Here is a 22,713-nt window from a genome sequence, read left to right on the forward strand (position 1 = left end):
TTTGCGGAACATCCTTTTCATTTTTAACATGTCAAAAAAGGTATGATTAACCTTGTATTTCTTATCTTACATAAAAAAACCGAGATCAGTATCTCGGCTTTTATCATGATTTTATATGAGATCGCGATATTGCTGCTGGCGAAGTGCCTCATATACAAGAATGGCTGCCGTATTCGACAGATTCAGAGAACGAACATGCTCTGTCATCGGTAAACGAAGACAACGGTCCATATTCTGTTCAATCAAATCTTTTGGCAATCCACTTGTCTCTCTGCCAAACACGAAGAAATAGTCTTCATCCAGCTGAGAGTAATCAAATGTCGTATGCGGCTTTTGGCCAAATTTTGTAATATAGAAAAATTGCCCCTTCGGATGAGCCTCAAACAATTCATCAAGTGAATCATGATAGACCACATTGGCATATTTCCAATAATCGAGTCCTGCACGCTTCAGCATTTTGTCATCTGTCGAAAAACCAAGCGGACGAATCAGATGAAGGGTTGTATTTGTTGCTGCACATGTACGCGCAATATTTCCAGTATTAGCTGGAATCTCTGGTTGATATAAAACGACATGAAGTCCCAAAAAAATTCACCTCTAATTTTCTTTTCCGCTCAACATTATACCACTAACTATCCTTCGCGGCATCGTCCAAAATGTGAAAAAACATATATCGAATAGCAGGTGTATAGGCCGTCGAATCCTCGTATGACCAATAACGCATGCGGCAGTCATACGTCTGTGCATTCACAAGAGGCATTCCGCCTTTGTCATGATCAACGACAATGGTTGTATGATTATATCTTCCATCACCTTCAAAATCGTAGCAAATGACATCTCCAATTTGAAGCTCGTGCGCTTCTTTGAGTTTCTTTGCTCTCAAACCCGCTTTTGAATTCGCTAAATAATTTTTCATCGCATGAGCCACCGTCCAGCTATAGCTCCACGTATGCGGACGCACCCACCAGCCAGTCCCGCGGTTCGGATATCCTCTCGTTGGCGCATTCCCTGCTTTCAAACATTGTGAAATAAAATTTGTACAGTTATCTTCAAAGTTTTTATAGGCTGGATTCCGTTTATTCCAGTATGTCTCCGCATACTGTACGGCTGCCCGCCGGTCATAATGAAAGGCTCTGCCGAATTGTTCTTCGGTCTGAAGGCGCTCATCCATCTGCTCTTCTCTTTGCCGCTCTTCTAGCATCATCCGATCTTTGACAAGCATGTTGTTATAAAGGAACGCTTCTCTTTTTTCCACCTGTTCCTCTAAATAAAAAGAATCGTCTACATCCTTGCAGACATATGTGAGATGAGCAAGGTACTGCACATGCTGAGCCCCATCATCTTGAATGGCTGAATCGAGAAGTTTAGTTTTTGCTTTCGCCTTCACAATCTCAACCTGTCTTCTAGCAAAAAGCTCTTTTTTCCGTTCTACTGCTTCCACATCAGACATAAGCTGCGGCTGCTTGATTGCACGGTCATTGATTAAATACGCCAGCCTGTCTTCTAAAGTTTTCTCTAATAATTGTTTCACACAGACACCACCAAACATTTTTTAAAATCTCTGTTTGGTTCATTCTATGTTCACAGGGATGTTATTTAGTATTTAAAGGTGTCTGCAGGAGCTCAATCCCTTTCACAATCTCCTCTTTCGCTTCTTCATCACTTTCTCGCTCAAGGGCCTTTTCCAGCTCTGGGAGCTGCTGATCATCGCCAATTTTGCCAATCGCCCAAGCAGCCGTTCCCCGAATGACCGGTCTTGGGTCCTTGTGCATCAACTCAATTAACACTGGTAAGGCAGATGTATCTTTAAAATGAGCGAGTGCCAAAATTGCATTCCGCTGAATGGGCTTTTTCCCCCTCCATGAACCTGAAACATGACCGTATTTTTCCTTAAACTCACGATTGCTGATCGTCAGAAGCGGCTTTAACAGCGGCTTCGCAATTTCAGGATCCGGCTCCATTTCAGGATGCAGATGAAAGTCTTTTCCTTTATTGATCGGGCAGACAGTTTGACACGTATCACACCCGTACAATCGATTTCCTATTTTCGAACGAAATTCGTCAGGTAAAAACCCTTTTGTCTGCGTTAAAAATGAAATACACCGCTGAGAATTCAGCTGTCCTGGATTCACAAGCGCACCTGTTGGACAGGAATCCACACATTTATTACATGTTCCGCACTGGTCTTCAATTTTCTCATCCGGTTCAAACGGGACATTTGTGATCATTTCAGCCAAATACACATAGGATCCAAATTCTGGCGTGATAATCATACAGTTCTTTGCACTAAAACCAATGCCAGCACGTTCTGCTACAGCACGATCAGACAATTCTCCTGTATCCACCATTGATTTTGTCCGTATATCAACATGTTTGCTCCGCAAAAATTCTTCGAGCATATCAAGCTTTTTTTTCAGCACGACATGATAATCTGTTCCCCATGAAGCCCGGCAAAAGATCCCCCGTCTCGCATCCTTTGTACTTCGAGGAGCATCTTTCATTTTGGAAGGATACGCGAGCGCTATCGCAACAATTGATTTGGCCTTCGGAAGCAGCAAAGAAGGGTTTGTCCGTTTTTCAATATCAGGCTCTTCAAAGCCTGACAAATACCCTAACGATTCATGTAAGATGAGGCGATCCTTTAATGAATCAAATGTATCGGCGCTTGCAAATCGAATTTTATCGACACCAATTTCTTTCGCATATTGAATCAATTCTTCTTTTAATTCTCCAACATGAATCACCTTGCAAACCTCCTTTCTTTGTTTCTTCTGTTGTTTTCAGTATAATACGAGTGTATCATGACCGATTGGAGTGAGTCACTGTGAAGATACATATGAAAATTTCTCATCCTCAAAACCCGTCTATCCATGTTGGACAGATTGAATATTCGCATATTGAAGTTGGCACATCACCTCAAATGTTAAAAGGCCGCTTACGCCTGTTTCAAGAATCTTTATTTTTTGAATATGAAGATAAAGTATTAGAAGAAGTACCAGCCATCAAAGAATGGACGGATCTTTTAAAAGATGTTCCTTTCCTTCCACTTCTTTCTGATATCCAAAAGGAACAATTTATTGACTCGACCAATTCCGTACAGGATTTGTCGATATTTTTCTCACTAAAATATTTCTTACCCATCCTGACACTAGATGCCGATCGCATCAAAGGACCGCTTTCACTGACAAAACATGAGGCTGGTCACATCGAATGGCAGGACGGCGCAGGACTGAATGAATTATTTTCTCAAGCAAGTACAGCACACATTTCTTCAGACACAAAGAACATTCTTCAAATCATCCTTTTCCCTCCATCTATTTCCCGGGAAAAGAGTGAAGCTCTTATTCAATCCTTGACGAAGATGTTTGTACAAATACATGGCGGAGAAAGCAAATATGAACTCATTGAAAAAGCACTGTAGCCTGACAGTGCTTTTTCACATTATACTGACATAATAAAAAACGCAACACTTCGTTTATCTATGAAACGAAATACTGCGTTATAAACAAAATTATGTATTGGAGCGGGTGATGAGAATCGAACTCACGACATCAGCTTGGAAGGCTGAGGTTTTACCACTAAACTACACCCGCATCAATCTTTTAAAAGCAACGTCATCGCGTTGACTTTTATTATGTTACAACTTTCTTAACAATTCGTCAAGAGAATATGAAGATTTTTCGTCAAAAAAATTCATATTCTCCGTATATATTACGATAGTTATTTATCTAGCTGGATATAAAATAAGTATGCATGTGACATATTTTTCAGCGCTTGCTTTGGATTCTTCTCAATCTCATCAAATATAGTTGAACCCCCGTCTTTCCCCATCGCTGCTGTATACGCAATCAGAGCCTTTTCTCCAGAAGCAACTTTAACAGTTTCAGATTGTGCAGAAAATACATAGTCACTGACTTTGAACGGAAAGCTTGATGTCGCTTTCGTCATCCCATCATTCTTTTTATCTGACCAAATACTAAATTGTGATTCATATGTATCTTTCTCATGAAGTAATTGAAGAAGTACATTCACCGTTTGGTCGGTGCCATTCTGGTGTAAAGTAAAGGTAGCAGATGATGCTTCCTTATTCACTAATCGGCCATTTTTGTAATGGCTTCCGATAAACGTAATACTCTTGTTCTTCTTCGTTAATCCTTTCAGTGTCAGAGCCACCTTTTCATTAGTCGTTGCTGCTTCTAGTAAGTTTTTTTCTTTTTTTGAGAGTTTCATTTGTTCGATGGTTACTTGTTTTTTAGTGGCAGACTCTGTTTTAATTGTCGAAACCGTCTTTTCGGTTGTCGTTGTTTCTTCGGCCTTCTCGCCACATCCTGCTAATAGAAAAACTGTGAATAAAAGAATGCTCCATTTTTTAAACATTGTGATCCCCTTTGATGTTTTTTATTTCTTATTATACTAAAATTTGGTTTGTTATACAAAAAAAGATTAGGAGAATTCTCCTAACCTTTCGCTCTTTTCTGCTTTATTGCTGATAGGCATGCCACAATGAGAAAACTCGCAGCAAAAATCACAATCATACAAATAAAAAAGTTTGGCTTGATCTGAAAAGTAAATGCGGACGAGCCTTCCATTTCAAAAGCGAGACTGTTAAATAATAAAGCATCATTCGTTTTTGATTGAAATAAATGATAGAACAGTACGCCGATTGTCAGCATCGGAAAGCCTAAGAACCCTAAAAAACCACCAACTATTGCGCCTTGTTTCATCGCCTGTACGTTCATGATCGTTGTCCTCCCATTCCCCCAAGCAATAGCTGCTTCATAATGGATTTACCATCCCCCATAAACGGAAGAAGATAGAGTAATTGAATAAAATACGAGATTGAAAAAATGAAAAAACCTGTCGAAACCGGATTTTCTTTTAGAAATAAAATGGTCACTATGATGCCTGCTGCGCCAATCACACCGGGAACGAGCGGTCCAAGCAGTGTGATCCACACCTGCTTCTTCTTAAACGGATCTAACACGGGTCTTACAAACTTCACTGACATCATGTCACTCGCAAAAAAGCCTTGAGGACCATCTCGCCCTGCAAATTTTCGATGCGCATAGCCATGTGCCGCCTCATGTAAGGCAGTTCCGGTAATTAACCCGAAATAAATAATCGTAAAATAAATGGCAATGGCTGCAATCGATGGATCAGGAATGAATAAAAAGGTGAGCCCTGCCATGATCATAAAAAGCATCCAGAAAAAAATGATTTTACGCGTCACCATGAGCAAAGCCGTTCCAAAAATGTGAAGGAACGAGTGACCAGTACAATCAAATCGTTCCTTCATTTTGACTTGATATTGCTTGAAAAATTGACAGCAGGCTGTCACAATCCGATATGGTGAATGATAATGAATAGACAGCAAGTGATGCTGATTCAATCCCGTCATCAGCTGATAAAAGTCACGAGCAATCACCGACTCATCGACCTGAAACAAATCGGCGAGCTCTGCGGTAATACTCGCTTCTGTTCTTTTACCGTCCACTTTTGTTAACATATGATAAGCACTTTCATTGATCGGGAGTGTGCTTCCATACTGCGTATCCGTAAGATGCCTCTTTTGTAAGGTCACATACGGCGCTAGTTCCGGTACCCGCTCAATCTTTAGCTTATTGTTAAGAAGTTGAATCATGTGAATACCTCCATGAAAAACCTTTGTATATGGCAAAGATGAGCAGACCCTCAAATGCAGCCACAAGCAGCCATTGAAGCGTTTGACTCGATGCCCCTATGACATAGTTCCCAATAAAAACAATCGGAATCATGAGTAAAATAAGCGCTCCAAATGAAAATATGCCTGTGTAGGGATTGTTTCGATCAAGAGGAAGTAAAATACCTACTACATAAAAGAGCGCAGTGGCATTGCATAAGACAGCGGCACCAATCAACACGTGCCAAATTTGATCAGGAAGCGTCAGCGTTGTCAGCATGAATAAAACAATTTGCAGTACACCAACAAGCAGAAGACCGATAAACTTATACAAAGCCACTTCCCAGGATCTCAGGCCAAATGTTTTATACATCCCCAGCATTCGTTTATCATTGCCAAACGAATTGAAGGCTGTTAATCCAGCAAGAGCACATAGAACAAAAAACGCTTCTTCTTCAAAGCGGAATCCAAATTGATAACGAACGAATAAGATCACTATGAGAAGAATAAGAAAGTTTAAAATGTTTTCTTCATTCCGTACCTGTGACTTCATTTCCTTCACAATAAGTGACCACTTTTTTGAAGAAGAGAATGGCAGCTTGTGTAAAAAGGTTAACGCTTTTTTCTCTGCCATAATCGGCATCATCGCAAGAGAAAGAAATGCGCCGCCTGCTGATAAGAGGATGAACAGAATCAAGATGGCATAATTCACCCCTTCAGGTGACATTCCTTGTGCCGCTAAGAAAAACGGTGCTGTAAAATACATCAAATGATAATCAAACTGTAGATATGATTGCTGAATTTGGCTAATATCAAAATGCGTCAATCCATACGCCACAACGAGTGCCAATAAAACAAATATCGCTGCAAATTTTTGCAACGGTAATTTTAATTTCAAAACGAGTAAATAAGTGATATTGTAAATAAACTGCAGGAGCATTAAGACAAAAAGCGACTGCAAAAGCACCATCAAAAAGAAAGTAAAGATAAAGAAAATACCTATTCCCTGGGCAATAAAATTAGGTAAAAGCAGAATACCGATAAAAAATAAAACAAGTCCTGCCACCACTGTCACCATCGGAATGAAGTATCCAAAACTTTTCTGAAAGGTAGAGAGCGGAAACCAGCTGAGCTGCATAGAAAACCGGTCTTGTTCAGGTGTTCTGACCTTGATCAAAACGAATAACAAGCTTGTAAAAATAGAGGCATTGATCGCCATTGAGACAACGAGTAATCCAAGTGACCGTTCATCTCCATTTAAAAAAGCCTTCATAAAGACACCTGTAAAGCTGTATCCGATAATGGCTCCCATTGTGACGGCAAACAGAAAGAATAAGACCACAATGATTCGCTTCGTTTGAGTATCAAAGAGCTTATACATTTCCTGCTGCCACATTTTAAGCATCATTTTAGAAATGATTAATGATTTCATCAAAATGTGCACCCCTATCACTTAACATTGAAGCTTTCAGAAACACCTGTTCCAATGTGCTTGATTGATACTTCTCCTTTAAGGCTGAGACTGTCCCTTCATCCATTTTATTTCCCTTAGAAATAATGGCGATTTTCTGGCACAGCTCTTCCGCTGAAAGCATATCATGCGTTGAAAGCAAGATCGCACCATGGTGCTCGGCATACCGCTTCATCAGTTTCTTTGTGTTTATAACCGCTTCAATATCAAGTCCTCTAAAGGGCTCATCCATAATCACCAATTGACTATTAAGCATAAAGGCAGCAATAAGCTGGGTCTTTTTTTTCATACCATGTGAATAGGTTTCGATCGGTCTTGATAAAGCCGAGTCCATATCAAACAGTTCAATTAGTTGATTTCTTCTGTGAATTGTTTTACATTCATACATAGAAGAAACAAACTCTAAATATTCAGCACCAGTCAATGCTTCAGGGAGCAGCAAGTCATCTGGAACATAGGCTACTTGTTTTTTAAAGGATGGTTCATCATTAGTGACGCCCTGCAAATGAATTTTTCCTTCTGTATGCTTAATGATGCCAAGTATACAGTTAATCATCGTTGTTTTACCCGAACCATTCGGTCCAGCAACAGCAACGATTTGATGAGGGTCGATCTTTAAATGAAAATCATTGACAGCAGTCACGTTATTTTTATACGTTTTGGTTAAATTCTCGATCGTAAACATATAACCTCCAAGTGTCTGCATATTCTTTAAAAACAGATCAGGCTAAACCGCCCGCCACAGACGGTTTAGCCCTGGTGTCTTATCTAAGAAGTAAAAAGATGAATCCTAAGTATAGCTACTTACATTCAATTTGGACTTTTAAGCCACTTTCCCACTGAACGGCACCTGTAAAGCTACCCTTGCCGTTTGCGATACACCAAACTGCTGCTCCTAGAACGACTGTTGCTCCCAATCCAAGAAGGACAGCAACAAATACTAAGAACCAAGCTTGGTCCATAATAGCAGGTTCCATAGTGGAATAGTCAACTTGCGGCGCTGCATAAGTCATACTTTTCACCTCCCAGCTTATGATGATCGTATCATAGGCGTCACACGCCAAACATCTACAGAACATCCCATTTTTGACCGAACATACATTTGATTAAAATGTGACTTTTTATTCAATTATTCACTTTCATCTGTTTAAACCCTCTCTTATTTACTAGATTTTAACACCTCTTAAGAACCACAAAACCCATTTAATGTCATTTGCACCACCTTTTATCTTCTTTTTTTCAAATAGTTCATATTTATCATCTATCATTTTCATTCTTTCTTTTTTGTAAGATAGAAAGAATTCCTCCGATATATCAGATATAAAAGTCCTGATTATATGTCGCAATAACACCAATTATGAAATATTTACTGATCATTCCGATAAAAGAGTGAGTATATTTTCCTTCTTCTCTTGTCTCTGAAAATATGTATATACAAGAAAATCGATTGGGAAAAAAGCCCTTACTTTGTTCAGCGGTACACAACATATGACTCGCTCCTATTCTATGAAAAAAAGCAAAGCAGCCATCGCAGACTGCTTTGCTTTTTCATATTTATGAGGAACTAGCAGCAGAGGCTGCATCTGGAAAATGATTGTTCCCAATGATTTCACCAGCTGGCACAGAGAGTCCTGTATCCCCCGACCTTTTGAATGGAAGGAGCGGGAAAACAAGCTCTGCTAAATAATAAGCTTCTTCTAGGTGCGGGTAGCCAGAAAATATAAATGTATCAATACCTAGAGACTGGTATTCTATGATCCGATCTGCTACTGTTTGCGGATCTCCGACGAGTGCTGTTCCTGCACCGCCGCGTACTAAACTAATACCTGCCCAAAGATTTGAGCTGATTTCAAGTTTGTCTTTCCTCCCTTGATGCAATTCCACCATCCGTCTTTGACCTACTGAGTCCATCCCCTGTAAAACTTTTTGCGCCTCATCAATTGTTTTCTGATCTAAATGACGAATCAGATGTTCCGCTGCCTGACCTGCTATGACAGGTGAGTTTCCAACTTGTGAAAAATCTAATTGATTTGCAGCAAGTCCTTCAAATTGGGGAGGACCACTTTGAAACTCCACCCACTTTACCTTCACTCCTTCTTTTTCAAATGATTGTTCAAACCACCCTTTTTCCTTTGCTAAAAGCAGCGGGCTCAAACTTTGCTGAATCCCAATCCGAATTTCTTTCACCTTGTTTTCTGAGCCGTCTGCTGCTTGACCACACCCTGCTAAAACAAGGAGAAGACTCAAAAAGATAACGATCATTTGTATCTTTTTCATGCGATTTCCCCTCCCTAAATCCCTGATCCATCAGTTAGTAACAATTCATCTGTTTTCTCAAATTCTGAAAGCACCTTTTGTCTTAAATGTTGAAAAGAGGTTGATGTTCTATCACGCGGAAAAGGCAGGTTTACAGGAAGAATTTTATGGATTCGGCCAGGTCTCGCTTGTAAGAGCACAATTTCATTTCCTAAATAAATCGATTCATCAATATCATGAGTAACGAGCATCATCGTTGTTTTTTTCTCCTGCCAAATGTCCAGCAGCACATCCTGCAAGTGTTTTCGCGTGAATGCATCCAGCGCACCAAATGGTTCATCAAGCAATAAGATCTCCGGATCACGAAGGAGTGCTCTCGCAATGGCAACCCGTTGCGACATTCCCCCTGAAAGCTCATGTGGATAGGCATGTTCAAATCCTTTTAATCGAACAATTTCAATCAATTCATCCACTTTGCGGCGTACATCCTGTTGTTTTAAATTGAAATTGGCCGCTATGTTTTCTTCGACTGACAGCCATGGAAATAGGCGGTGTTCCTGAAAGATAAAGCCCTGTTTCATTCCTGGTTCTGTGACCCGTCTGTCTCCTATCAAAATTTGCCCATCATACGCTGTGTCGAGCCCGCCTATGATTTTTAGCAACGTACTTTTTCCGCATCCACTTGGACCTATCACTGTTACAAATTCCCCGGGAATGATGTTCAATCTTAAGTCTTCAAGTACCCGAATGGTCTGTTTGTCTTTCCAAAAGGATTTATCCGCAATATCAATTGAAATCGTCATTGAAACCCTCTACTCCTCTTGCCATCAGATACATACACAGAAAGGCCCTTATCCCCAAAAAAGAGATAAGAGCCTTCGTGTTGTCCGATCAGCTAATCATATTGATTTGTTAGCACCATCCTAAATCATATTAATCCCATAAATCAACTCAATTTTATAAAATAGTTATTTTGTCCTTGTATGCTTTTCATCAATCCGATCGTAAATCGCTTCTATTCGTTCCTTGCTGCTGTAAATCTCATATTTGCTCCGCTCAATTAAGATGTCTAGTGTGATATCCATATGTTTTCTGTATTTTTTTCGTTTTTTCTTTTTTTCCATCTTCATCATCCTTTCTCATTCAAATAAAAAAAGGCTCTTCACTCATGCTTGAGTGATAGAGCCTTCGGTTAACCGATCAGCCATTCTTGTTCGCGTTTTCAGTATGCTCATGTTAATACACACTATTCCTACCTGTCAACTATATTTATTGTTTTTTCAGATTTATCTAAAAAATGATTGACCGATCAGGGAACAAGATTTATAGTCTTATTAAATATTTCTTATCAAAACAGTTGGTTTTATCTAACAAAAGGAGGATACACCCATGTCAGAAGAACGTCCATTTCGATTAGAAACAAAAGCCATTCACGCAGGTCAGGAGCTTGATTCAGCGACCTATTCAAGAGCCGTACCTATTTACCAAACAAGCTCCTTTGGTTTTAGAGATAGTGATCATGCAGCGAATTTATTCGGTCTTCAGGAACCGGGAAATATTTATTCACGTATTATGAACCCGACAAATGACGTATTTGAAAAGCGTATCGCAGAGCTTGAAGGTGGGATTGGTGCACTTGCTGTTTCTTCTGGGCAAGCAGCGACGACTTATTCTATTTTAAACATTGCAGGAGCCGGGGATGAAATCGTTTCCTCAAGCAGTCTTTATGGCGGCACCTACAATTTATTTGCCCATACACTCAAAAAACTCGGAATTACAGTAAAATTCGTCGACTCATCCAACCTTGAAGAACTCGAAGCAGCGATCACAGACAAAACAAAGGCAGTGTATGCAGAGAGCATTGGGAATCCAAAAGGCGACATTTTACATATTGAAGCCATCTCAGCCATTGCACACAAGCATCATATCCCGCTTATTGTGGACAACACACTCGCCAGCCCTTATTTATTAAGACCTATTGAGTTCGGTGCAGACATTGTCGTCCATTCAGCGACGAAATTTATTGGCGGTCATGGTACATCAATTGGCGGCGTCATCGTTGATAGCGGCCGATTCCCTTGGGCTGACAGCGATAAGTTCAAAGGGCTGACTGAACCAGATCCAAGTTATCACGGTCTGACATATACAGAAGCGATTGGAGAAGCGGCTTATATCACAAAAGCACGAGTACAGCTCTTACGTGATTTAGGCGCAGCTCTGTCTCCATTCAACTCATTTTTACTTCTGCAAGGCTTAGAAACATTACACCTTCGTCTTGAGCGGCATAGTGAAAATGCGTTGAAAACAGCACAATTCTTACAGGATCATCCTCTTGTCGAGTGGGTAAGCTATCCGGGCCTTGAAAGTCACGAATCCTATGAACTTGCTCAAACCTATTTACCAAAAGGACAAGGCGCGATCCTTACATTCGGTATTAAAGGTGGACGCGAAGCGGGTAAAAAGCTCATTGATTCTGTGAAACTTTTCTCCCATCTCGCAAACGTGGGCGATTCTAAATCTCTCATCATTCATCCTGCCAGCACAACGCATCAACAATTAAGCGAGGCAGAACAAAAATCGACAGGTGTCACACCAGAGCTCATTCGTTTATCTGTTGGAACAGAAGCGATTGAAGATATTCTTGCAGATCTTGAACAGGCGATTACCAAAAGTCAGTCTGAATGACATAGAAAAAAGCACACGGCTGTGTGCTTTTTTCTTGTTTATTAATGATTGAGTAATCGAATGTCTTGGAAAGGATAAAATACAAATGATGTAGTTCCTTGAATATCACGCTTTGTAAAAAGACCTAAGCCGTTGCGGCTGTCCATTGAATTTTGGCGATTGTCCCCCATGACAAAGTACTTTCCTTTTGGAACAGTCAGAGGGCCAAAATCAGGTGTCAGCAAAGTACCATCTGCCGCTGCTTTCTTTTTGTTTGACGCTAAGTAAGGCTCTGCCACTTTTTTCCCATTAACAAATAGCTGATCATCTTTCATTTCAATTTTATCACCAGGTAAACCAATCAATCGTTTGACATAATGAGTGCTGCGGTCTTCCCCATCAAGAACAATAATCTGTCCCCGTTTATAATCACCGAAATAATCAACCGTTTTATTCACAAACACCCGCTCTGTGTTATGCAGTGTTGGATCCATAGAAGTCCCTTTCACAATGTACGGTGCGAATAAAAAGTTCCGAATGATAAAAACAGCAATAAATGCGATTAAGATGGCTTTGATCCAGCCCCATAATTCTGATTTCTTTTTTTGTGTTGTTGTATTCGTTGTCATAAGCTCCTCCTGAATTCCCCAAGGACGAAATGTGTTTCACCAGCAACCAGCCGGCGTCACGCTTGTTTCTCCCTAAATATAAACATATTTTGCCAACAAATCAAGCAAAGAGAGAGAAAAAGGCAAGCACCTTTCTGTGCTTGCCCAAAACTCAGTTAGTTAGCAGAAGAATCCGCTTCTTTTTCTTTTGATTTACCATAGAAATAATCAGATGGATTCACTGGTTTAAAATCAGACAGCTTATGGAATCGAAGAAGATCCCGGTAAAGCACTTTATCTGATAGGCTTAACTGATTATCGACACGGGCTTTAATCGCCTCTGTCTTTTTATTTTGTTTCACCACTTTGCCTGTCTTCGTATCATAGACAGTGTTATCTACAAGTGTATATTTCGGCGTCACATAGTTTCCGTTACGGAATGCAACAGTTTGATCATGCTTCTTAGAGAATAAATCTGTTCCAAAATTCACGTACTCATTTGAATCAATACCTTGTAAGTGAAGAAGCGTTGGCATGACGTCGACTTCTCCGCCAAACGTATGGTTCACGCCGCCCTCTTTACCAGGAATACGAATCATAAGCGGAACACGCTGGTTTTGTGCATTTTGATAAGGAGTAATTTCTTTCCCTTGAATTTCACTCATAGCACGGTTATGGTTCTCAGAAATACCGTTATGGTCACCATATAATAAAATGACTGAGTCTTTATACATACCTGATTTTTTCAAGTCTTTGAAGAATTGCTCTAATGACTCATCTAAATATCTTGCTGTTTGGAAATAGTTATCGACTGTTTTATCGCCAGTTGTTGCCTTAGCGATTGTCGCATCTTTTTCATCTAAATTAAATGGATAGTGATTTGTTAGTGTCATTAAATGTGCATAAAATGGCTTTTTCATTGATTCTAGCATTGGAATTGATTCTTTGAAGAACGGTTTATCCTTCAGACCCATATTCACAAGGTTTTCTTCATCCATGTTGTAATAGGAAGCATCAAAGAATTGATCATATCCCATATGTTTATAAATCGTGTCACGGTTCCAGAAAGATTTATAGTCCCCATGAAGCACTGCGCTCGTATAGCCTGCTTTTTGATCTAGAATGGCAGGGAGTGATTGGTAGGTATTTTCACCTTTTGTCACAAACGCTGCTCCCTCTGGCAAGCCGAACATACTATTATCCATCATGAGCTCAGCGTCAGCTGTCTTTCCTTGACCTGTCTGATGGAAGAAGTTATCGAAATACGTAAAGTCATCTTTACCATGAGCCAGTTTGTTTAAAAACGGCGTTACTTCTTCTCCATTGAGTTTGTAGTCAATTAAAAAAGTCTGGAAGCTTTCCAAATGGATTTTAATAATGTTTTTCCCTTTTGCTTTACCGAAATACTCTGGGTTTGGCTTCGCATAGTGAGAAGCCGTATAGTTTACAACATCCGTTAAATCTTCACTGCTCGCATTCGCTACCTGTGTTGCGTTTTGTGCTGACTGCACCCCGTCATAAATCGTATAATTATAAACGCCTAAGTATTTCACAACATACTTGTGATCAAACGTTCTTGTTAATAATTCAGGGCGGTCCTTTTCAGCTAAATGAAGGTTTACAAAGAATAGTCCTACACCTGCAGCCACAATCAGTAGTGCAAATGTTTTTTTCATTTGGAACTTCTTCACTTCTGGTCTCCAAATGACAATCGCAATTAAGATGATGATATCAAGGAAGTATAAAAGGTCATGCGGCTTAATACTTGATAACACACCGCCAGTCATGCCTCCTCCAAGATTACCTGCCTGCTTCATTGTGGAGAAAGTCAAAAAGTCATCAAAGAAACGGTAGTACGCTACATTCGCATATAAAAGTGCGGTCATAATAAAGTCAATGACAATTAAAACAATGGCAGATTTACGACCCTTCAAAAAGAGAGCCAGTCCCAAAAACACAATGGCTGAACTAAATGGATTTAATAAGAGAAGACCCTCTTGAAAAGAACCTTTCACTCCTAAATTAAAGTCCATTTTGTAAGCTGTGTACGATTTTGCCCAAAATAAAAGGACAGCCAATACAAAAAAGCTATATTTGTTCGCAAATATTTTTTTCATAAAACCTCTTCTTTCTTATCATCGTTCTGATATAAATGAAATCATAAAAAATTTACATTCATTTTGCAAATGTAAATCTTCTTCGCCAAGCATTCCGATGCTCTGTCTCCGCCGGATACATGCGCTCCTTTAATATAACGAATGAGGAGCATCATAAGTTTCAAAAAAAATACGAGTAAATAAAAGGAAAAATATCCATTTACATTAAATTTACGCACACTTCATGTTTTAGTGGACGAAGAAGGTTTTGTAAATCACTCAGTACTACTTTACTTTTTTCATCTATTCGTGTCAAAGTAATTATAAAGAAAAGGAAGAATAACCTAGGCTTTTCGACTCATTTACCCAAATTTATACAAAATTCGATCCATGCTTCTTTTATTGTGACTCAACCTCCATTTATCCATGTACCACCCTAAAAAAGCAGTTTTAAACAAAAAAAGCTTGATTTCCCCTACTGATGTGCGGTGTGATTAAGAGGTAGATTTTGATCATATCATCCTTATGTTCATAACAAAAATATCGAGCTGGAGGACATCACATGAAGATTAACAAACAAATCAACACTTTTGAAGAAAGATTTTCTGAAGATATAGTCACTATCATTGCTGTTACAGGACCTTCTGGCGTAGGGGCAGGGAAAGCAGGACAGGTACCTCTTTGGACCGCTTCTATTCCACTGATTGCTTGGAAGGAAAACGGACATATCACAACCGAAGATGTAAGACTTTGCTGGCTAACAGATGACGAAGGATTAAGGGAAAAACAGGCACAATTACATAAAGAATCAATCGTTACACTTCAGGTTCGAAAAGGCGAAGGTGAATTCATGCTTGTATCTTTGATCAATACAGGTACACAGGATCAAGCACTTCAAGAAATTTTAGAAGCAGCCCAAAAGCCTGTGTTTTATCATGATGACATACTTGGCACCTTTGAGTTAGTAAAAGGGCTAGACTTATTTGAAAAGACAATCCAATGGAGCAATGAAGAGTGCCTTCTCTACTTCAACCTTGAAGAAGATGAAAAAATAAATGACTCTCTTTCTACAGCAAAACAACTCATACAAGAACAAGCCAAATGGGATTCTTCTATTAAATCATTTGCCGCGAATCAGCTGATAGATCTAGCAAAGGATTGGCAGGAACAAGACGAATCAGCTGAAAAGCAAGAAGAACTCACACTGAATCAATTTATGAACCGCATTTCACTTGAAAGCCTGCATGTTTACCCTGAGGGAGAGTTTGAAGTCTACTATCATGACGGTGATTTATTTTGGGGACATGTCATTATTGTCACAGGAAATATAAATGGAACATTTCTAGATGCACACATTGCAGGTTAACAGCTGGAGGGACAATAAATGGAGATCAAAGCTTTTCAAGAATTAAATTTAATTGGGAAAGCGCCAGCCATCGCCAAAATTGGCGGCTTCCGTCCTGATCCAGCTGTACACAGCTGGTTTGCTGGCCATTTTTTCATCGATCCTCATCAAGGCTGGCCGACAGATCAAGATGGCGCCATGATTCCGATTTTACAAATTTATTTACCAGAAGTGCCAGGAGGATTGAATGGCTTCAATGATTGTAAGTTGATTCAAATTTATCTTAATCAGAAAACGCTTCCGATTGATACCACCAAAAACGGCGAAGGCTGGAAGCTCATTGAATATTCATCAATCGGTGGTTTAGAAGTAGCTGAGACTCCTGAAGAAGTGAGAGGACTCAAATCCTTTCAAATCCACTGGAACGAAAGTGAGCAAAGGGACTTCCCTTGCTGGGAAGAAGCATGGTCATATGTGGATCTAACAGAAGTAAACGAAAGTGAAGAAGCGACGGACCACTTCTTTAGTGAATACTCAAATTATTCTTTCACAAAAATCGGTGGATATGGGGCGTATATTCAATCCCCACCCCATCAACAACAAGGCGAATTCATGCTGCAAATCGCCTCAGAAGAAAAACCTCGTTTCATGATTGGTGATAACGGCACAATGTATTTCTATTATGACAAAGAATCAAAAGAATGGTTTATGCACTGGGATTGTTTTTAACGTTTATTGAATGAAACTTTGCCTTTCTCCTAAGCGTAATGAATAATATGAAAGGAGGAAGCAAAATGGGATTCATTTTAGACATGTTTTCACTTGCTGTGTATATCCCTTTTCTACAAGTGGACGAAGAGGATATCTCAAGGAACGCGGTACATCTCAAAAAATATAGCTGGTTTCAAGCACTATTACATGATCAAACTTGCAGGGACCTCATCATTTATCACCCTGATGTTCGACGTGTCATAGGCAGATTTAAAACGGATAAAATCCATAAGAAACAATACAACTTGAGATGTGAACATAAATTACTACAAGCATTACAACGCGCAATGTAAACTGACAACAAGAGCCGCACTTTCCTGTGGCTCTTTTTTTATCAATTGAATCGTTCCTTTTGAAGAAAACATTTGACGCCTGGACAACTATCCCCGTATATTATGTATAAATCCATCTTTTTCAAAGAAAAGGGGGCCTCACATGCGCTTGTTTAAGAACTGGAGAAAAAAGCAGCCTGTACAGCAGATCGCTTCAGAAAAGCAAGAGGACAGCATCCCAATCAACTTCTCCACACTTCCCTTTGGCACAGACACCGTCGATGATTTTTTGTTCAACCTAGACCTGACCTCCAAGCTCACAGATCCCTATAAAGAAACAGATACGAACAAGCTTACCTAGATCTTCGTAAACCCTCATCCAATACTGGATGATTTTTTTATACTCAATGAAAGGTGTATCCAATGAAAACATATTATATCGTCAGACACTGCCAAGCAGATGGACAATCTAAAGATGCAGCTTTAACGCCACAAGGCATCACTCAATCTCATGAACTGGCACAGTTTTTTTCCAGCATTCATCTCAATCAAATTATCTCAAGTCCTTATAAACGAGCGATCCAAACTACTGCGCCACTTGCTCATGCAAAACAGCTCGAGATAAAAATCGATCAGCGCCTCTCTGAACGTGTATTAAGCAGCAAACCAATAGACGATTGGTATGAGAAACTAAAGCTCAGTTTTACGGATTTACATATGACCTGTGAAGGCGGAGAATCGAGCCAAGAAGCCATGAATCGTATTGTAGAAGCATTCCACGAACAAATAAAATTAGAAAAAGATCATACCCTATTCGTCACACATGGCAATATCATGAGCCTGCTTCTTAAACACGCCGATCCAACGATTGGATTCGAAGAGTGGGAGAAACTAAGCAATCCAGATGTCTATATCCTGAAATATTTCAAACCAGATCATGTAGAAATAGAACGAATATGGCATAAATAAACGGCAGAATGAATTCTGCCGTTTCCTCATCTATTGTTGATAATAAAAAGCCTCTACCCACTCATACGGCTTCTTACGCTCCGCACACCATTTCATAAAGCCTCTTGTCTCCGTTTGCTGAAATTTCTTCCAGTCCGATAAAAGCTGATCATAATAGGCTGCTTGTTTTTCAACATTAGTGCGAATCCTCTTATCTTCAATCAGCATCATGACATCTTCAATACCTTGAATTCGCTCTTGGTCTTTCTCATAGGTGCTTAAATAAAGATCTTCATGTATATGATGAAACGAATACCATAAAGCCGATAAATAGGTTTCGCAAATTTGAACAATGACACGCTGCTCATTGCTGCCTCCAAGCTCTAGCGCTTTCAATAAATAGGGCAGTCCTTCTCCCTGATGTACAAACAAGCCCTGCCAGCGATATGGTCTCACATCCATTGGACCAACCTTCTCCCATTCTTGTAGAACAGGCTGTATCAACCCAATTACCAATGGATACATAAGCAAATGATGACCATCCTCAAATCGTTCAATCCACTCAAACAGCCAAGCAGCAAATTCCCGCTGTACTTCAAAACCGTTCTCTTTCATCTCTTCAATAAAGGCCTGAAGAACGTTTAGCGCATCTTTACGCAGGCCCTGTTCTTTTCTCACACAGTACTGTCTAAAAAGAGGATAATCATTTGAGCCCTCGTCTTGAATGATGGTCTGTAATATCGTCTTCGTTTGCAATAACATCGCCGCCTCTTTACATCCATTCTTTTCTGTGTTCATGAATGAATTGAATGTCTTTTTGATAATGCTCAAGGTGCCCCTCATGAATCATTTTTTGAAAAGCTATATCCCCTTCACTCGCTTTTCGTTTCATGTACTGACATAACCCTTTTAAACGCAGCAGCACCATATCCAAATAATCTTCTGCTATTTCCTCCCCATAAGATTCAAAAAACAGTTTCACTCTATGCTTTATCTGGTCCGCATGGTCTAATGAAAGATAATTCACGACCTCCCCTGTTTCAGTGCGAAAAAATCTACTGAGAGGCACACATGTATAAAGGGTATAAGCGATATCCCAAAGTCTCGGACCAGGAGCAGCTACATCAAAATCAATGATTCCTACTGGTTTTTCGTTATTGAAAATGATATTGTACATAGCAAAATCATTATGGCATACAACCTCTATGTTGTTAGGCGTATTGTCCATTCGTTCCCAATCGTCTGAAATGGGGAAATCCTGAACAGCATCATGATACAGTCTAAGCATTCTCGCTATTTCTTTTAAGGCTTGGTGAGAGCACATGTATTCTTTTAAGGGATCATGACCGGCTACGCCATCAATAAAGGACAATACCTCTCTACCTTCTTCATCAACCCCTAAATACCTTGGAGCATAGGAGAAATTCTTTTTTTCTAAATGCTTTAGCAGCTTTCGTATATTGATGTTGTCTGACCTTACTTCTCGACGAACCGTATCTCCCGAACGATATACGCTCGAGACATTGCCACCTGTCAATAACTCTTCATGGTCATTTTGTTTTTTCATAAATTCTCCCCTAAAATTGGGTCACAATGATGATGTCAACTATAGATGTGTATGTATCCCCAAATATTCATTTAGTTACACAAAGGTAGTACACTATTTTCTGTGAATGTGCTGCCCCATTTTGTTTCCTTACATGGTTAAATATATCCTATCAAATGTTGCAAATCATCTAAAGATTATTCTGCTAAAAGAAGTACATGCTCATTATTTTCTAATAGTTTTCTATTTTTAATAACCACAAAAAAACGTTTACCACAAGGGTGAAACGTTAGATTCACGGTAAAAACCAATCATGAAACTTTTAATAGATACCGATGGCCGGGGCTGAACCGGCAATCCATGATAAATTATTCCTAAAAGGCAAGGTATACCCTCTTAAAGTAAGCACCCGTTTATGAAATAAGAATCAAAGTTCTTCTTGATATATTTCTGATTTTATCGGCTTTAAACTCAAAGGTATTTTAAACTCATGAATACTTTCAATATGATTAAAAAAATGATCGATATCGTCATAATCCATTGACCATTCTTCTATCACCTTTAACTTTTTTAACTCGCTTGTTGGTTTAAATAAAAATTCACAGTGCAGTTGTTCCATGTGAGAATAATCATCTTCTTCATAAACTGTAAACTGACGTACAAGGTCAAAATGAAATAGTTCCTCTCCTGTAAAATCATAGACACCACACTGAAATAAAATTTCTTTATCTTCTTCGCCCTCAACTGTCTCCTTTGAAAAAGCCTTAAATGTTTCCCAAACCTTTTTTATATCATCGGTATCTTCACCAATGCTATCTTTAAGATAACTTTCAGCATTTTTAACCGTAATCATTACAACACCTCTCCTATGTACAATTTATCTCATCCTTCTTCAATTATCCTGCCCCTTTAGTTTAATAATAAGGTAACCATCAATAAAGTAAAAGATAATCTCCTCCTCTGTCACATTGTAAGGCTTTTATTCAGAAATATAATTCCTTGTGCTGTTAGAGAATTAAGAAATCTTTATTCTTGTAATACTGAATAGAAGGTGATCTCAAATATTTTTACGTCTTGCCATTTAGCTTATTCCCCTTTCATCAGTGAACACGATTTGAAGTAATTTTGTTGTGTGAAAAACCAGTTAAAAAACAAATAAAAAACGTCTTTCTACAATTTGTAGAAAGACGTTTTAAACGTTGATATTCCTTAATTCTTCTGTATTTGACGATAATAAAGAATATCTAAAACTAGATACCGGTGGCCGGGGTCGAACCGGCACTCCGTGAGGAACACGATTTTGAGTCGTGCGCGTCTGCCAATTCCGCCACACCGGCATGATCATTAAAGAGCGCAACTTATATTAAAAAAACACAATGGTGCCGAGGGCCGGACTTGAACCGGCACGGTAGTCACCTACCGCAGGATTTTAAGTCCTGTGTGTCTGCCAATTCCACCACCCCGGCAGTCTTTTCAAAAAAGGCGACACCCGGATTTGAACCGGGGATAAAGGTTTTGCAGACCTCTGCCTTACCACTTGGCTATGCCGCCATTATTGGAGCGGAAGACGGGATTCGAACCCGCGACCCCCACCTTGGCAAGGTGGTGTTCTACCACTGAACTACTTCCGCACATCAACTGGGCTAGCTGGATTCGAACCAACGCATGACGGAGTCAAAGTCCGTTGCCTTACCGCTTGGCTATAGCCCAATAATAAAATGGGGCGATTGATGGGAATCGAACCCACGAGTGCCAGAGCCACAATCTGGTGCGTTAACCACTTCGCCACAACCGCCATAGATGTAATGAATTATAAAGTATAATTGGCAGGGGCAGTAGGAATCGAACCCACACCGGAGGTTTTGGAGACCTCTGTTCTACCGTTAAACTATGCCCCTATGAAAATAAAAAATGGTGGAGGGGGGCGGATTCGAACCGCCGAACCCGGAGGGAGCGGATTTACAGTCCGCCGCGTTTAGCCACTTCGCTACCCCTCCACATTTGGAAAACAGTGCCGGCAAGAGGACTTGAACCCCCAACCTACTGATTACAAGTCAGTTGCTCTACCAATTGAGCTACACCGGCAAATAGTGGTGGCTCGGGACGGAATCGAACCGCCGACACACGGATTTTCAGTCCGTTGCTCTACCAACTGAGCTACCGAGCCAAGTATTCTTTTGAAAAATGGCGGTCCGGACGGGACTCGAACCCGCGACCTCCTGCGTGACAGGCAGGCATTCTAACCAACTGAACTACCGGACCATTTTGGTTGCGGGGGCAGGATTTGAACCTGCGACCTTCGGGTTATGAGCCCGACGAGCTACCGAACTGCTCCACCCCGCGACGATATAAAAGATATGGTGGAGGATGACGGGCTCGAACCGCCGACCCTCTGCTTGTAAGGCAGATGCTCTCCCAGCTGAGCTAATCCTCCGAATAAAAAATGCTGGTATATATTGTATAAAAATGGTGACCCGTACGGGATTCGAACCCGTGTTACCGCCGTGAAAGGGCGGTGTCTTAACCGCTTGACCAACGGGCCCTTTATTATGTAAATTGTGGCGGAGAGCAAGGGATTCGAACCCTTGAGACGGGGTTACCGCCTACACGATTTCCAATCGTGCTCCTTCGGCCACTCGGACAGCTCTCCAAATTGGCTCCGCAGGTAGGATTCGAACCTACGACCGATCGGTTAACAGCCGATAGCTCTACCACTGAGCTACTGCGGAATGAAGAAAGCCTGGCGATGTCCTACTCTCACAGGGGGAAACCCCCAACTACCATCGGCGCTGAAGAGCTTAACTTCCGTGTTCGGTATGGGAACGGGTGTGACCTCTTCGCCATCATCACCAGACAATTTAGTGACAAAAGATATTATACTATGTATTGAAAATAAATCAAGAGATATTTTAAAAATGTTCTCTCAAAACTAGATAACAATGTCCATGCTTCACAATTGAATATAGGTTAAGTCCTCGATCTATTAGTATCTGTCAGCTCCACGTGTCACCACGCTTCCACCTCAGACCTATCAACCTGATCATCTTTCAGGGATCTTACTTCCTTGCGGAATGGGA

24 protein-coding genes, 17 tRNA genes and 2 rRNA genes are annotated in these 22,713 nt (G+C 40.2%); 7 read left to right on the forward strand and 36 right to left on the reverse strand.

The window, feature by feature from the left end:
- Positions 1–111: 111 nt before the first annotated feature.
- From trmL to queG, 3 genes are all read right to left on the reverse strand, one after another.
- A complete protein-coding gene (gene trmL / locus ACP69X_RS09680) occupies positions 112–585 on the reverse strand; it encodes a tRNA (uridine(34)/cytosine(34)/5-carboxymethylaminomethyluridine(34)-2'-O)-methyltransferase TrmL (RefSeq protein ID WP_034282301.1) in 474 nt (157 codons plus the stop codon).
- A gap of 43 nt (positions 586–628) precedes the next feature.
- A complete protein-coding gene (locus tag ACP69X_RS09685; RefSeq protein WP_041089917.1) occupies positions 629–1,531 on the reverse strand; it encodes an amidase domain-containing protein in 903 nt (300 codons plus the stop codon).
- 61 nt (positions 1,532–1,592) lie between these two features.
- Entirely contained in the window at positions 1,593–2,741 is a 1,149-nt protein-coding gene (gene queG, locus ACP69X_RS09690; protein ID WP_024427417.1) for a tRNA epoxyqueuosine(34) reductase QueG, read from the reverse strand.
- An 83-nt stretch (positions 2,742–2,824) separates the two neighbouring features.
- Here queG and ACP69X_RS09695 point away from each other — a divergent pair, with 83 nt between their 5' ends.
- Positions 2,825–3,421: a hypothetical protein gene (locus ACP69X_RS09695; protein WP_426052634.1), complete on the forward strand. Its 597-nt coding sequence runs from the start codon at positions 2,825–2,827 to the stop codon at positions 3,419–3,421.
- A gap of 98 nt (positions 3,422–3,519) precedes the next feature.
- Here ACP69X_RS09695 and ACP69X_RS09700 read toward each other — a convergent pair.
- The 10 genes from ACP69X_RS09700 to ACP69X_RS09745 form a co-directional block, all read right to left on the reverse strand.
- Positions 3,520–3,593 (reverse strand) — tRNA-Gly (locus tag ACP69X_RS09700).
- A 127-nt stretch (positions 3,594–3,720) separates the two neighbouring features.
- Entirely contained in the window at positions 3,721–4,377 is a 657-nt protein-coding gene (locus tag ACP69X_RS09705; RefSeq protein WP_338527680.1) for a hypothetical protein, read from the reverse strand.
- 80 nt (positions 4,378–4,457) lie between these two features.
- Positions 4,458–4,739, reverse strand: a complete 282-nt coding sequence (locus ACP69X_RS09710) for a hypothetical protein (RefSeq protein ID WP_426052635.1) — start codon at positions 4,737–4,739, stop codon at positions 4,458–4,460.
- Positions 4,736–5,641, reverse strand: coding sequence for a PqqD family protein (locus ACP69X_RS09715; RefSeq protein WP_338527681.1), 906 nt, complete (start codon positions 5,639–5,641; stop codon positions 4,736–4,738). Before ACP69X_RS09715 ends, ACP69X_RS09710 begins: the two co-directional genes overlap by 4 nt.
- The gene (locus tag ACP69X_RS09720) at positions 5,625–7,091 is read right to left on the reverse strand and encodes a hypothetical protein (protein ID WP_426052636.1); all 1,467 of its coding nucleotides are present in this window, start codon (positions 7,089–7,091) and stop codon (positions 5,625–5,627) included. The genes ACP69X_RS09715 and ACP69X_RS09720 overlap by 17 nt, the downstream gene beginning before the upstream one ends.
- The gene (locus ACP69X_RS09725; RefSeq protein WP_039177374.1) at positions 7,069–7,815 is read right to left on the reverse strand and encodes an ABC transporter ATP-binding protein; all 747 of its coding nucleotides are present in this window, start codon (positions 7,813–7,815) and stop codon (positions 7,069–7,071) included. The genes ACP69X_RS09720 and ACP69X_RS09725 overlap by 23 nt, the downstream gene beginning before the upstream one ends.
- Before the next feature lie 115 nt (positions 7,816–7,930).
- Positions 7,931–8,143: a hypothetical protein gene (locus tag ACP69X_RS09730; protein WP_012009371.1), complete on the reverse strand. Its 213-nt coding sequence runs from the start codon at positions 8,141–8,143 to the stop codon at positions 7,931–7,933.
- Between the two features lie 541 nt (positions 8,144–8,684).
- Positions 8,685–9,392, reverse strand: coding sequence for an LLM class flavin-dependent oxidoreductase (locus ACP69X_RS09735; RefSeq protein ID WP_426052646.1), 708 nt, complete (start codon positions 9,390–9,392; stop codon positions 8,685–8,687).
- Between the two features lie 29 nt (positions 9,393–9,421).
- Entirely contained in the window at positions 9,422–10,189 is a 768-nt protein-coding gene (locus tag ACP69X_RS09740; protein WP_073979591.1) for an ABC transporter ATP-binding protein, read from the reverse strand.
- 165 nt (positions 10,190–10,354) lie between these two features.
- Entirely contained in the window at positions 10,355–10,510 is a 156-nt protein-coding gene (locus ACP69X_RS09745) for an FbpB family small basic protein (protein WP_426052637.1), read from the reverse strand.
- 265 nt (positions 10,511–10,775) lie between these two features.
- Between ACP69X_RS09745 and ACP69X_RS09750 the strand changes: the two genes are divergently transcribed.
- Positions 10,776–12,071 (forward strand): homocysteine synthase, encoded by a 1,296-nt coding sequence (locus ACP69X_RS09750; RefSeq protein WP_423359385.1) that lies wholly within the window; start codon positions 10,776–10,778, stop codon positions 12,069–12,071.
- A 41-nt stretch (positions 12,072–12,112) separates the two neighbouring features.
- Here the strand turns inward: ACP69X_RS09750 and lepB are convergent, their stop codons facing one another.
- Together lepB and ACP69X_RS09760 are read right to left on the reverse strand one after the other, a co-directional pair.
- Positions 12,113–12,679 carry a signal peptidase I gene (gene lepB, locus ACP69X_RS09755; RefSeq protein WP_426052638.1) on the reverse strand — a complete coding sequence of 189 codons (567 nt, stop codon included), beginning with the start codon at positions 12,677–12,679 and terminating at the stop codon, positions 12,113–12,115.
- Positions 12,680–12,834: 155 nt separating this feature from the next.
- The gene (locus ACP69X_RS09760) at positions 12,835–14,775 is read right to left on the reverse strand and encodes an LTA synthase family protein (protein WP_411264469.1); all 1,941 of its coding nucleotides are present in this window, start codon (positions 14,773–14,775) and stop codon (positions 12,835–12,837) included.
- A 541-nt stretch (positions 14,776–15,316) separates the two neighbouring features.
- On the opposite strand from ACP69X_RS09760, the gene ACP69X_RS09765 reads away from it, so the two are divergent.
- The 5 genes from ACP69X_RS09765 (at position 15,317) to ACP69X_RS09785 (ending at position 18,111) form a co-directional block, all read left to right on the forward strand.
- Positions 15,317–16,120: a DUF2262 domain-containing protein gene (locus ACP69X_RS09765; RefSeq protein WP_426052639.1), complete on the forward strand. Its 804-nt coding sequence runs from the start codon at positions 15,317–15,319 to the stop codon at positions 16,118–16,120.
- 18 nt (positions 16,121–16,138) lie between these two features.
- A complete protein-coding gene (locus ACP69X_RS09770) occupies positions 16,139–16,828 on the forward strand; it encodes a DUF1963 domain-containing protein (RefSeq protein ID WP_426052640.1) in 690 nt (229 codons plus the stop codon).
- Between the two features lie 65 nt (positions 16,829–16,893).
- Positions 16,894–17,163 (forward strand): hypothetical protein, encoded by a 270-nt coding sequence (locus tag ACP69X_RS09775; protein ID WP_075611068.1) that lies wholly within the window; start codon positions 16,894–16,896, stop codon positions 17,161–17,163.
- 142 nt (positions 17,164–17,305) lie between these two features.
- Positions 17,306–17,503 (forward strand): hypothetical protein, encoded by a 198-nt coding sequence (locus ACP69X_RS09780; RefSeq protein ID WP_041089516.1) that lies wholly within the window; start codon positions 17,306–17,308, stop codon positions 17,501–17,503.
- 62 nt (positions 17,504–17,565) lie between these two features.
- Positions 17,566–18,111: a histidine phosphatase family protein gene (locus tag ACP69X_RS09785; RefSeq protein ID WP_411264472.1), complete on the forward strand. Its 546-nt coding sequence runs from the start codon at positions 17,566–17,568 to the stop codon at positions 18,109–18,111.
- Positions 18,112–18,141: 30 nt separating this feature from the next.
- Here the strand turns inward: ACP69X_RS09785 and ACP69X_RS09790 are convergent, their stop codons facing one another.
- The 21 genes from ACP69X_RS09790 to ACP69X_RS09890 form a co-directional block, all read right to left on the reverse strand.
- Positions 18,142–18,846 carry a hypothetical protein gene (locus tag ACP69X_RS09790; protein WP_052468307.1) on the reverse strand — a complete coding sequence of 235 codons (705 nt, stop codon included), beginning with the start codon at positions 18,844–18,846 and terminating at the stop codon, positions 18,142–18,144.
- A 16-nt stretch (positions 18,847–18,862) separates the two neighbouring features.
- Positions 18,863–19,657, reverse strand: coding sequence for a phosphotransferase family protein (locus tag ACP69X_RS09795; protein ID WP_426052641.1), 795 nt, complete (start codon positions 19,655–19,657; stop codon positions 18,863–18,865).
- 406 nt (positions 19,658–20,063) lie between these two features.
- Complete coding sequence (locus tag ACP69X_RS09800) at positions 20,064–20,489, reverse strand: hypothetical protein (RefSeq protein ID WP_305960903.1); 426 nt, start codon at positions 20,487–20,489, stop codon at positions 20,064–20,066.
- Positions 20,490–20,891: 402 nt separating this feature from the next.
- A tRNA-Leu gene (locus ACP69X_RS09805) sits at positions 20,892–20,973 on the reverse strand.
- A gap of 40 nt (positions 20,974–21,013) precedes the next feature.
- Positions 21,014–21,102 (reverse strand) — tRNA-Leu (locus ACP69X_RS09810).
- A 14-nt stretch (positions 21,103–21,116) separates the two neighbouring features.
- A tRNA-Cys gene (locus tag ACP69X_RS09815) sits at positions 21,117–21,187 on the reverse strand.
- A 5-nt stretch (positions 21,188–21,192) separates the two neighbouring features.
- Positions 21,193–21,267 (reverse strand) — tRNA-Gly (locus tag ACP69X_RS09820).
- Positions 21,268–21,274: 7 nt separating this feature from the next.
- Positions 21,275–21,346 (reverse strand) — tRNA-Gln (locus tag ACP69X_RS09825).
- Between the two features lie 9 nt (positions 21,347–21,355).
- Positions 21,356–21,431, reverse strand: a tRNA-His gene (locus tag ACP69X_RS09830).
- Positions 21,432–21,460: 29 nt separating this feature from the next.
- Positions 21,461–21,534, reverse strand: a tRNA-Trp gene (locus ACP69X_RS09835).
- 14 nt (positions 21,535–21,548) lie between these two features.
- A tRNA-Tyr gene (locus tag ACP69X_RS09840) sits at positions 21,549–21,633 on the reverse strand.
- Positions 21,634–21,648: 15 nt separating this feature from the next.
- Positions 21,649–21,721, reverse strand: a tRNA-Thr gene (locus ACP69X_RS09845).
- A 6-nt stretch (positions 21,722–21,727) separates the two neighbouring features.
- A tRNA-Phe gene (locus ACP69X_RS09850) sits at positions 21,728–21,803 on the reverse strand.
- 18 nt (positions 21,804–21,821) lie between these two features.
- Positions 21,822–21,898 (reverse strand) — tRNA-Asp (locus ACP69X_RS09855).
- 4 nt (positions 21,899–21,902) lie between these two features.
- Positions 21,903–21,979, reverse strand: a tRNA-Met gene (locus ACP69X_RS09860).
- A gap of 15 nt (positions 21,980–21,994) precedes the next feature.
- Positions 21,995–22,070, reverse strand: a tRNA-Val gene (locus ACP69X_RS09865).
- Between the two features lie 33 nt (positions 22,071–22,103).
- Positions 22,104–22,178, reverse strand: a tRNA-Glu gene (locus ACP69X_RS09870).
- 17 nt (positions 22,179–22,195) lie between these two features.
- Positions 22,196–22,286 (reverse strand) — tRNA-Ser (locus ACP69X_RS09875).
- Between the two features lie 4 nt (positions 22,287–22,290).
- A tRNA-Asn gene (locus tag ACP69X_RS09880) sits at positions 22,291–22,365 on the reverse strand.
- A gap of 9 nt (positions 22,366–22,374) precedes the next feature.
- Positions 22,375–22,490 (reverse strand): 5S ribosomal RNA (gene rrf, locus ACP69X_RS09885).
- Positions 22,491–22,599: 109 nt separating this feature from the next.
- Positions 22,600–22,713, reverse strand: a 23S ribosomal RNA gene (locus ACP69X_RS09890); the annotation flags it as partial.

This window comes from Bacillus sp. DC4300-2b2 (genome assembly GCF_049895685.1).
GTDB classification, from domain to species: Bacteria; Bacillota; Bacilli; order Bacillales; family Bacillaceae; genus Bacillus; species Bacillus safensis.

Coding starts and splice junctions, on each gene's coding strand:
- ACP69X_RS09705 (WP_338527680.1), bottom strand. CDS start 4,377: ATGTTTAAAAAATGGAGCATTCTTTTATTCACAGTTTTTCTATTAGCA.
- ACP69X_RS09710 (WP_426052635.1), bottom strand. CDS start 4,739: ATGAACGTACAGGCGATGAAACAAGGCGCAATAGTTGGTGGTTTTTTA.
- ACP69X_RS09715 (WP_338527681.1), bottom strand. CDS start 5,641: ATGATTCAACTTCTTAACAATAAGCTAAAGATTGAGCGGGTACCGGAA.
- ACP69X_RS09720 (WP_426052636.1), bottom strand. CDS start 7,091: ATGAAATCATTAATCATTTCTAAAATGATGCTTAAAATGTGGCAGCAG.
- ACP69X_RS09725 (WP_039177374.1), bottom strand. CDS start 7,815: ATGTTTACGATCGAGAATTTAACCAAAACGTATAAAAATAACGTGACT.
- ACP69X_RS09730 (WP_012009371.1), bottom strand. CDS start 8,143: ATGACTTATGCAGCGCCGCAAGTTGACTATTCCACTATGGAACCTGCT.
- ACP69X_RS09735 (WP_426052646.1), bottom strand. CDS start 9,392: ATGATCGTTATCTTTTTGAGTCTTCTCCTTGTTTTAGCAGGGTGTGGT.
- ACP69X_RS09740 (WP_073979591.1), bottom strand. CDS start 10,189: ATGACGATTTCAATTGATATTGCGGATAAATCCTTTTGGAAAGACAAA.
- ACP69X_RS09745 (WP_426052637.1), bottom strand. CDS start 10,510: ATGGAAAAAAAGAAAAAACGAAAAAAATACAGAAAACATATGGATATC.
- ACP69X_RS09750 (WP_423359385.1), top strand. CDS start 10,776: ATGTCAGAAGAACGTCCATTTCGATTAGAAACAAAAGCCATTCACGCA.
- lepB (WP_426052638.1), bottom strand. CDS start 12,679: ATGACAACGAATACAACAACACAAAAAAAGAAATCAGAATTATGGGGC.
- ACP69X_RS09760 (WP_411264469.1), bottom strand. CDS start 14,775: ATGAAAAAAATATTTGCGAACAAATATAGCTTTTTTGTATTGGCTGTC.
- ACP69X_RS09765 (WP_426052639.1), top strand. CDS start 15,317: ATGAAGATTAACAAACAAATCAACACTTTTGAAGAAAGATTTTCTGAA.
- ACP69X_RS09770 (WP_426052640.1), top strand. CDS start 16,139: ATGGAGATCAAAGCTTTTCAAGAATTAAATTTAATTGGGAAAGCGCCA.
- ACP69X_RS09775 (WP_075611068.1), top strand. CDS start 16,894: ATGGGATTCATTTTAGACATGTTTTCACTTGCTGTGTATATCCCTTTT.
- ACP69X_RS09780 (WP_041089516.1), top strand. CDS start 17,306: ATGCGCTTGTTTAAGAACTGGAGAAAAAAGCAGCCTGTACAGCAGATC.
- ACP69X_RS09785 (WP_411264472.1), top strand. CDS start 17,566: ATGAAAACATATTATATCGTCAGACACTGCCAAGCAGATGGACAATCT.
- ACP69X_RS09795 (WP_426052641.1), bottom strand. CDS start 19,657: ATGAAAAAACAAAATGACCATGAAGAGTTATTGACAGGTGGCAATGTC.
- ACP69X_RS09800 (WP_305960903.1), bottom strand. CDS start 20,489: ATGATTACGGTTAAAAATGCTGAAAGTTATCTTAAAGATAGCATTGGT.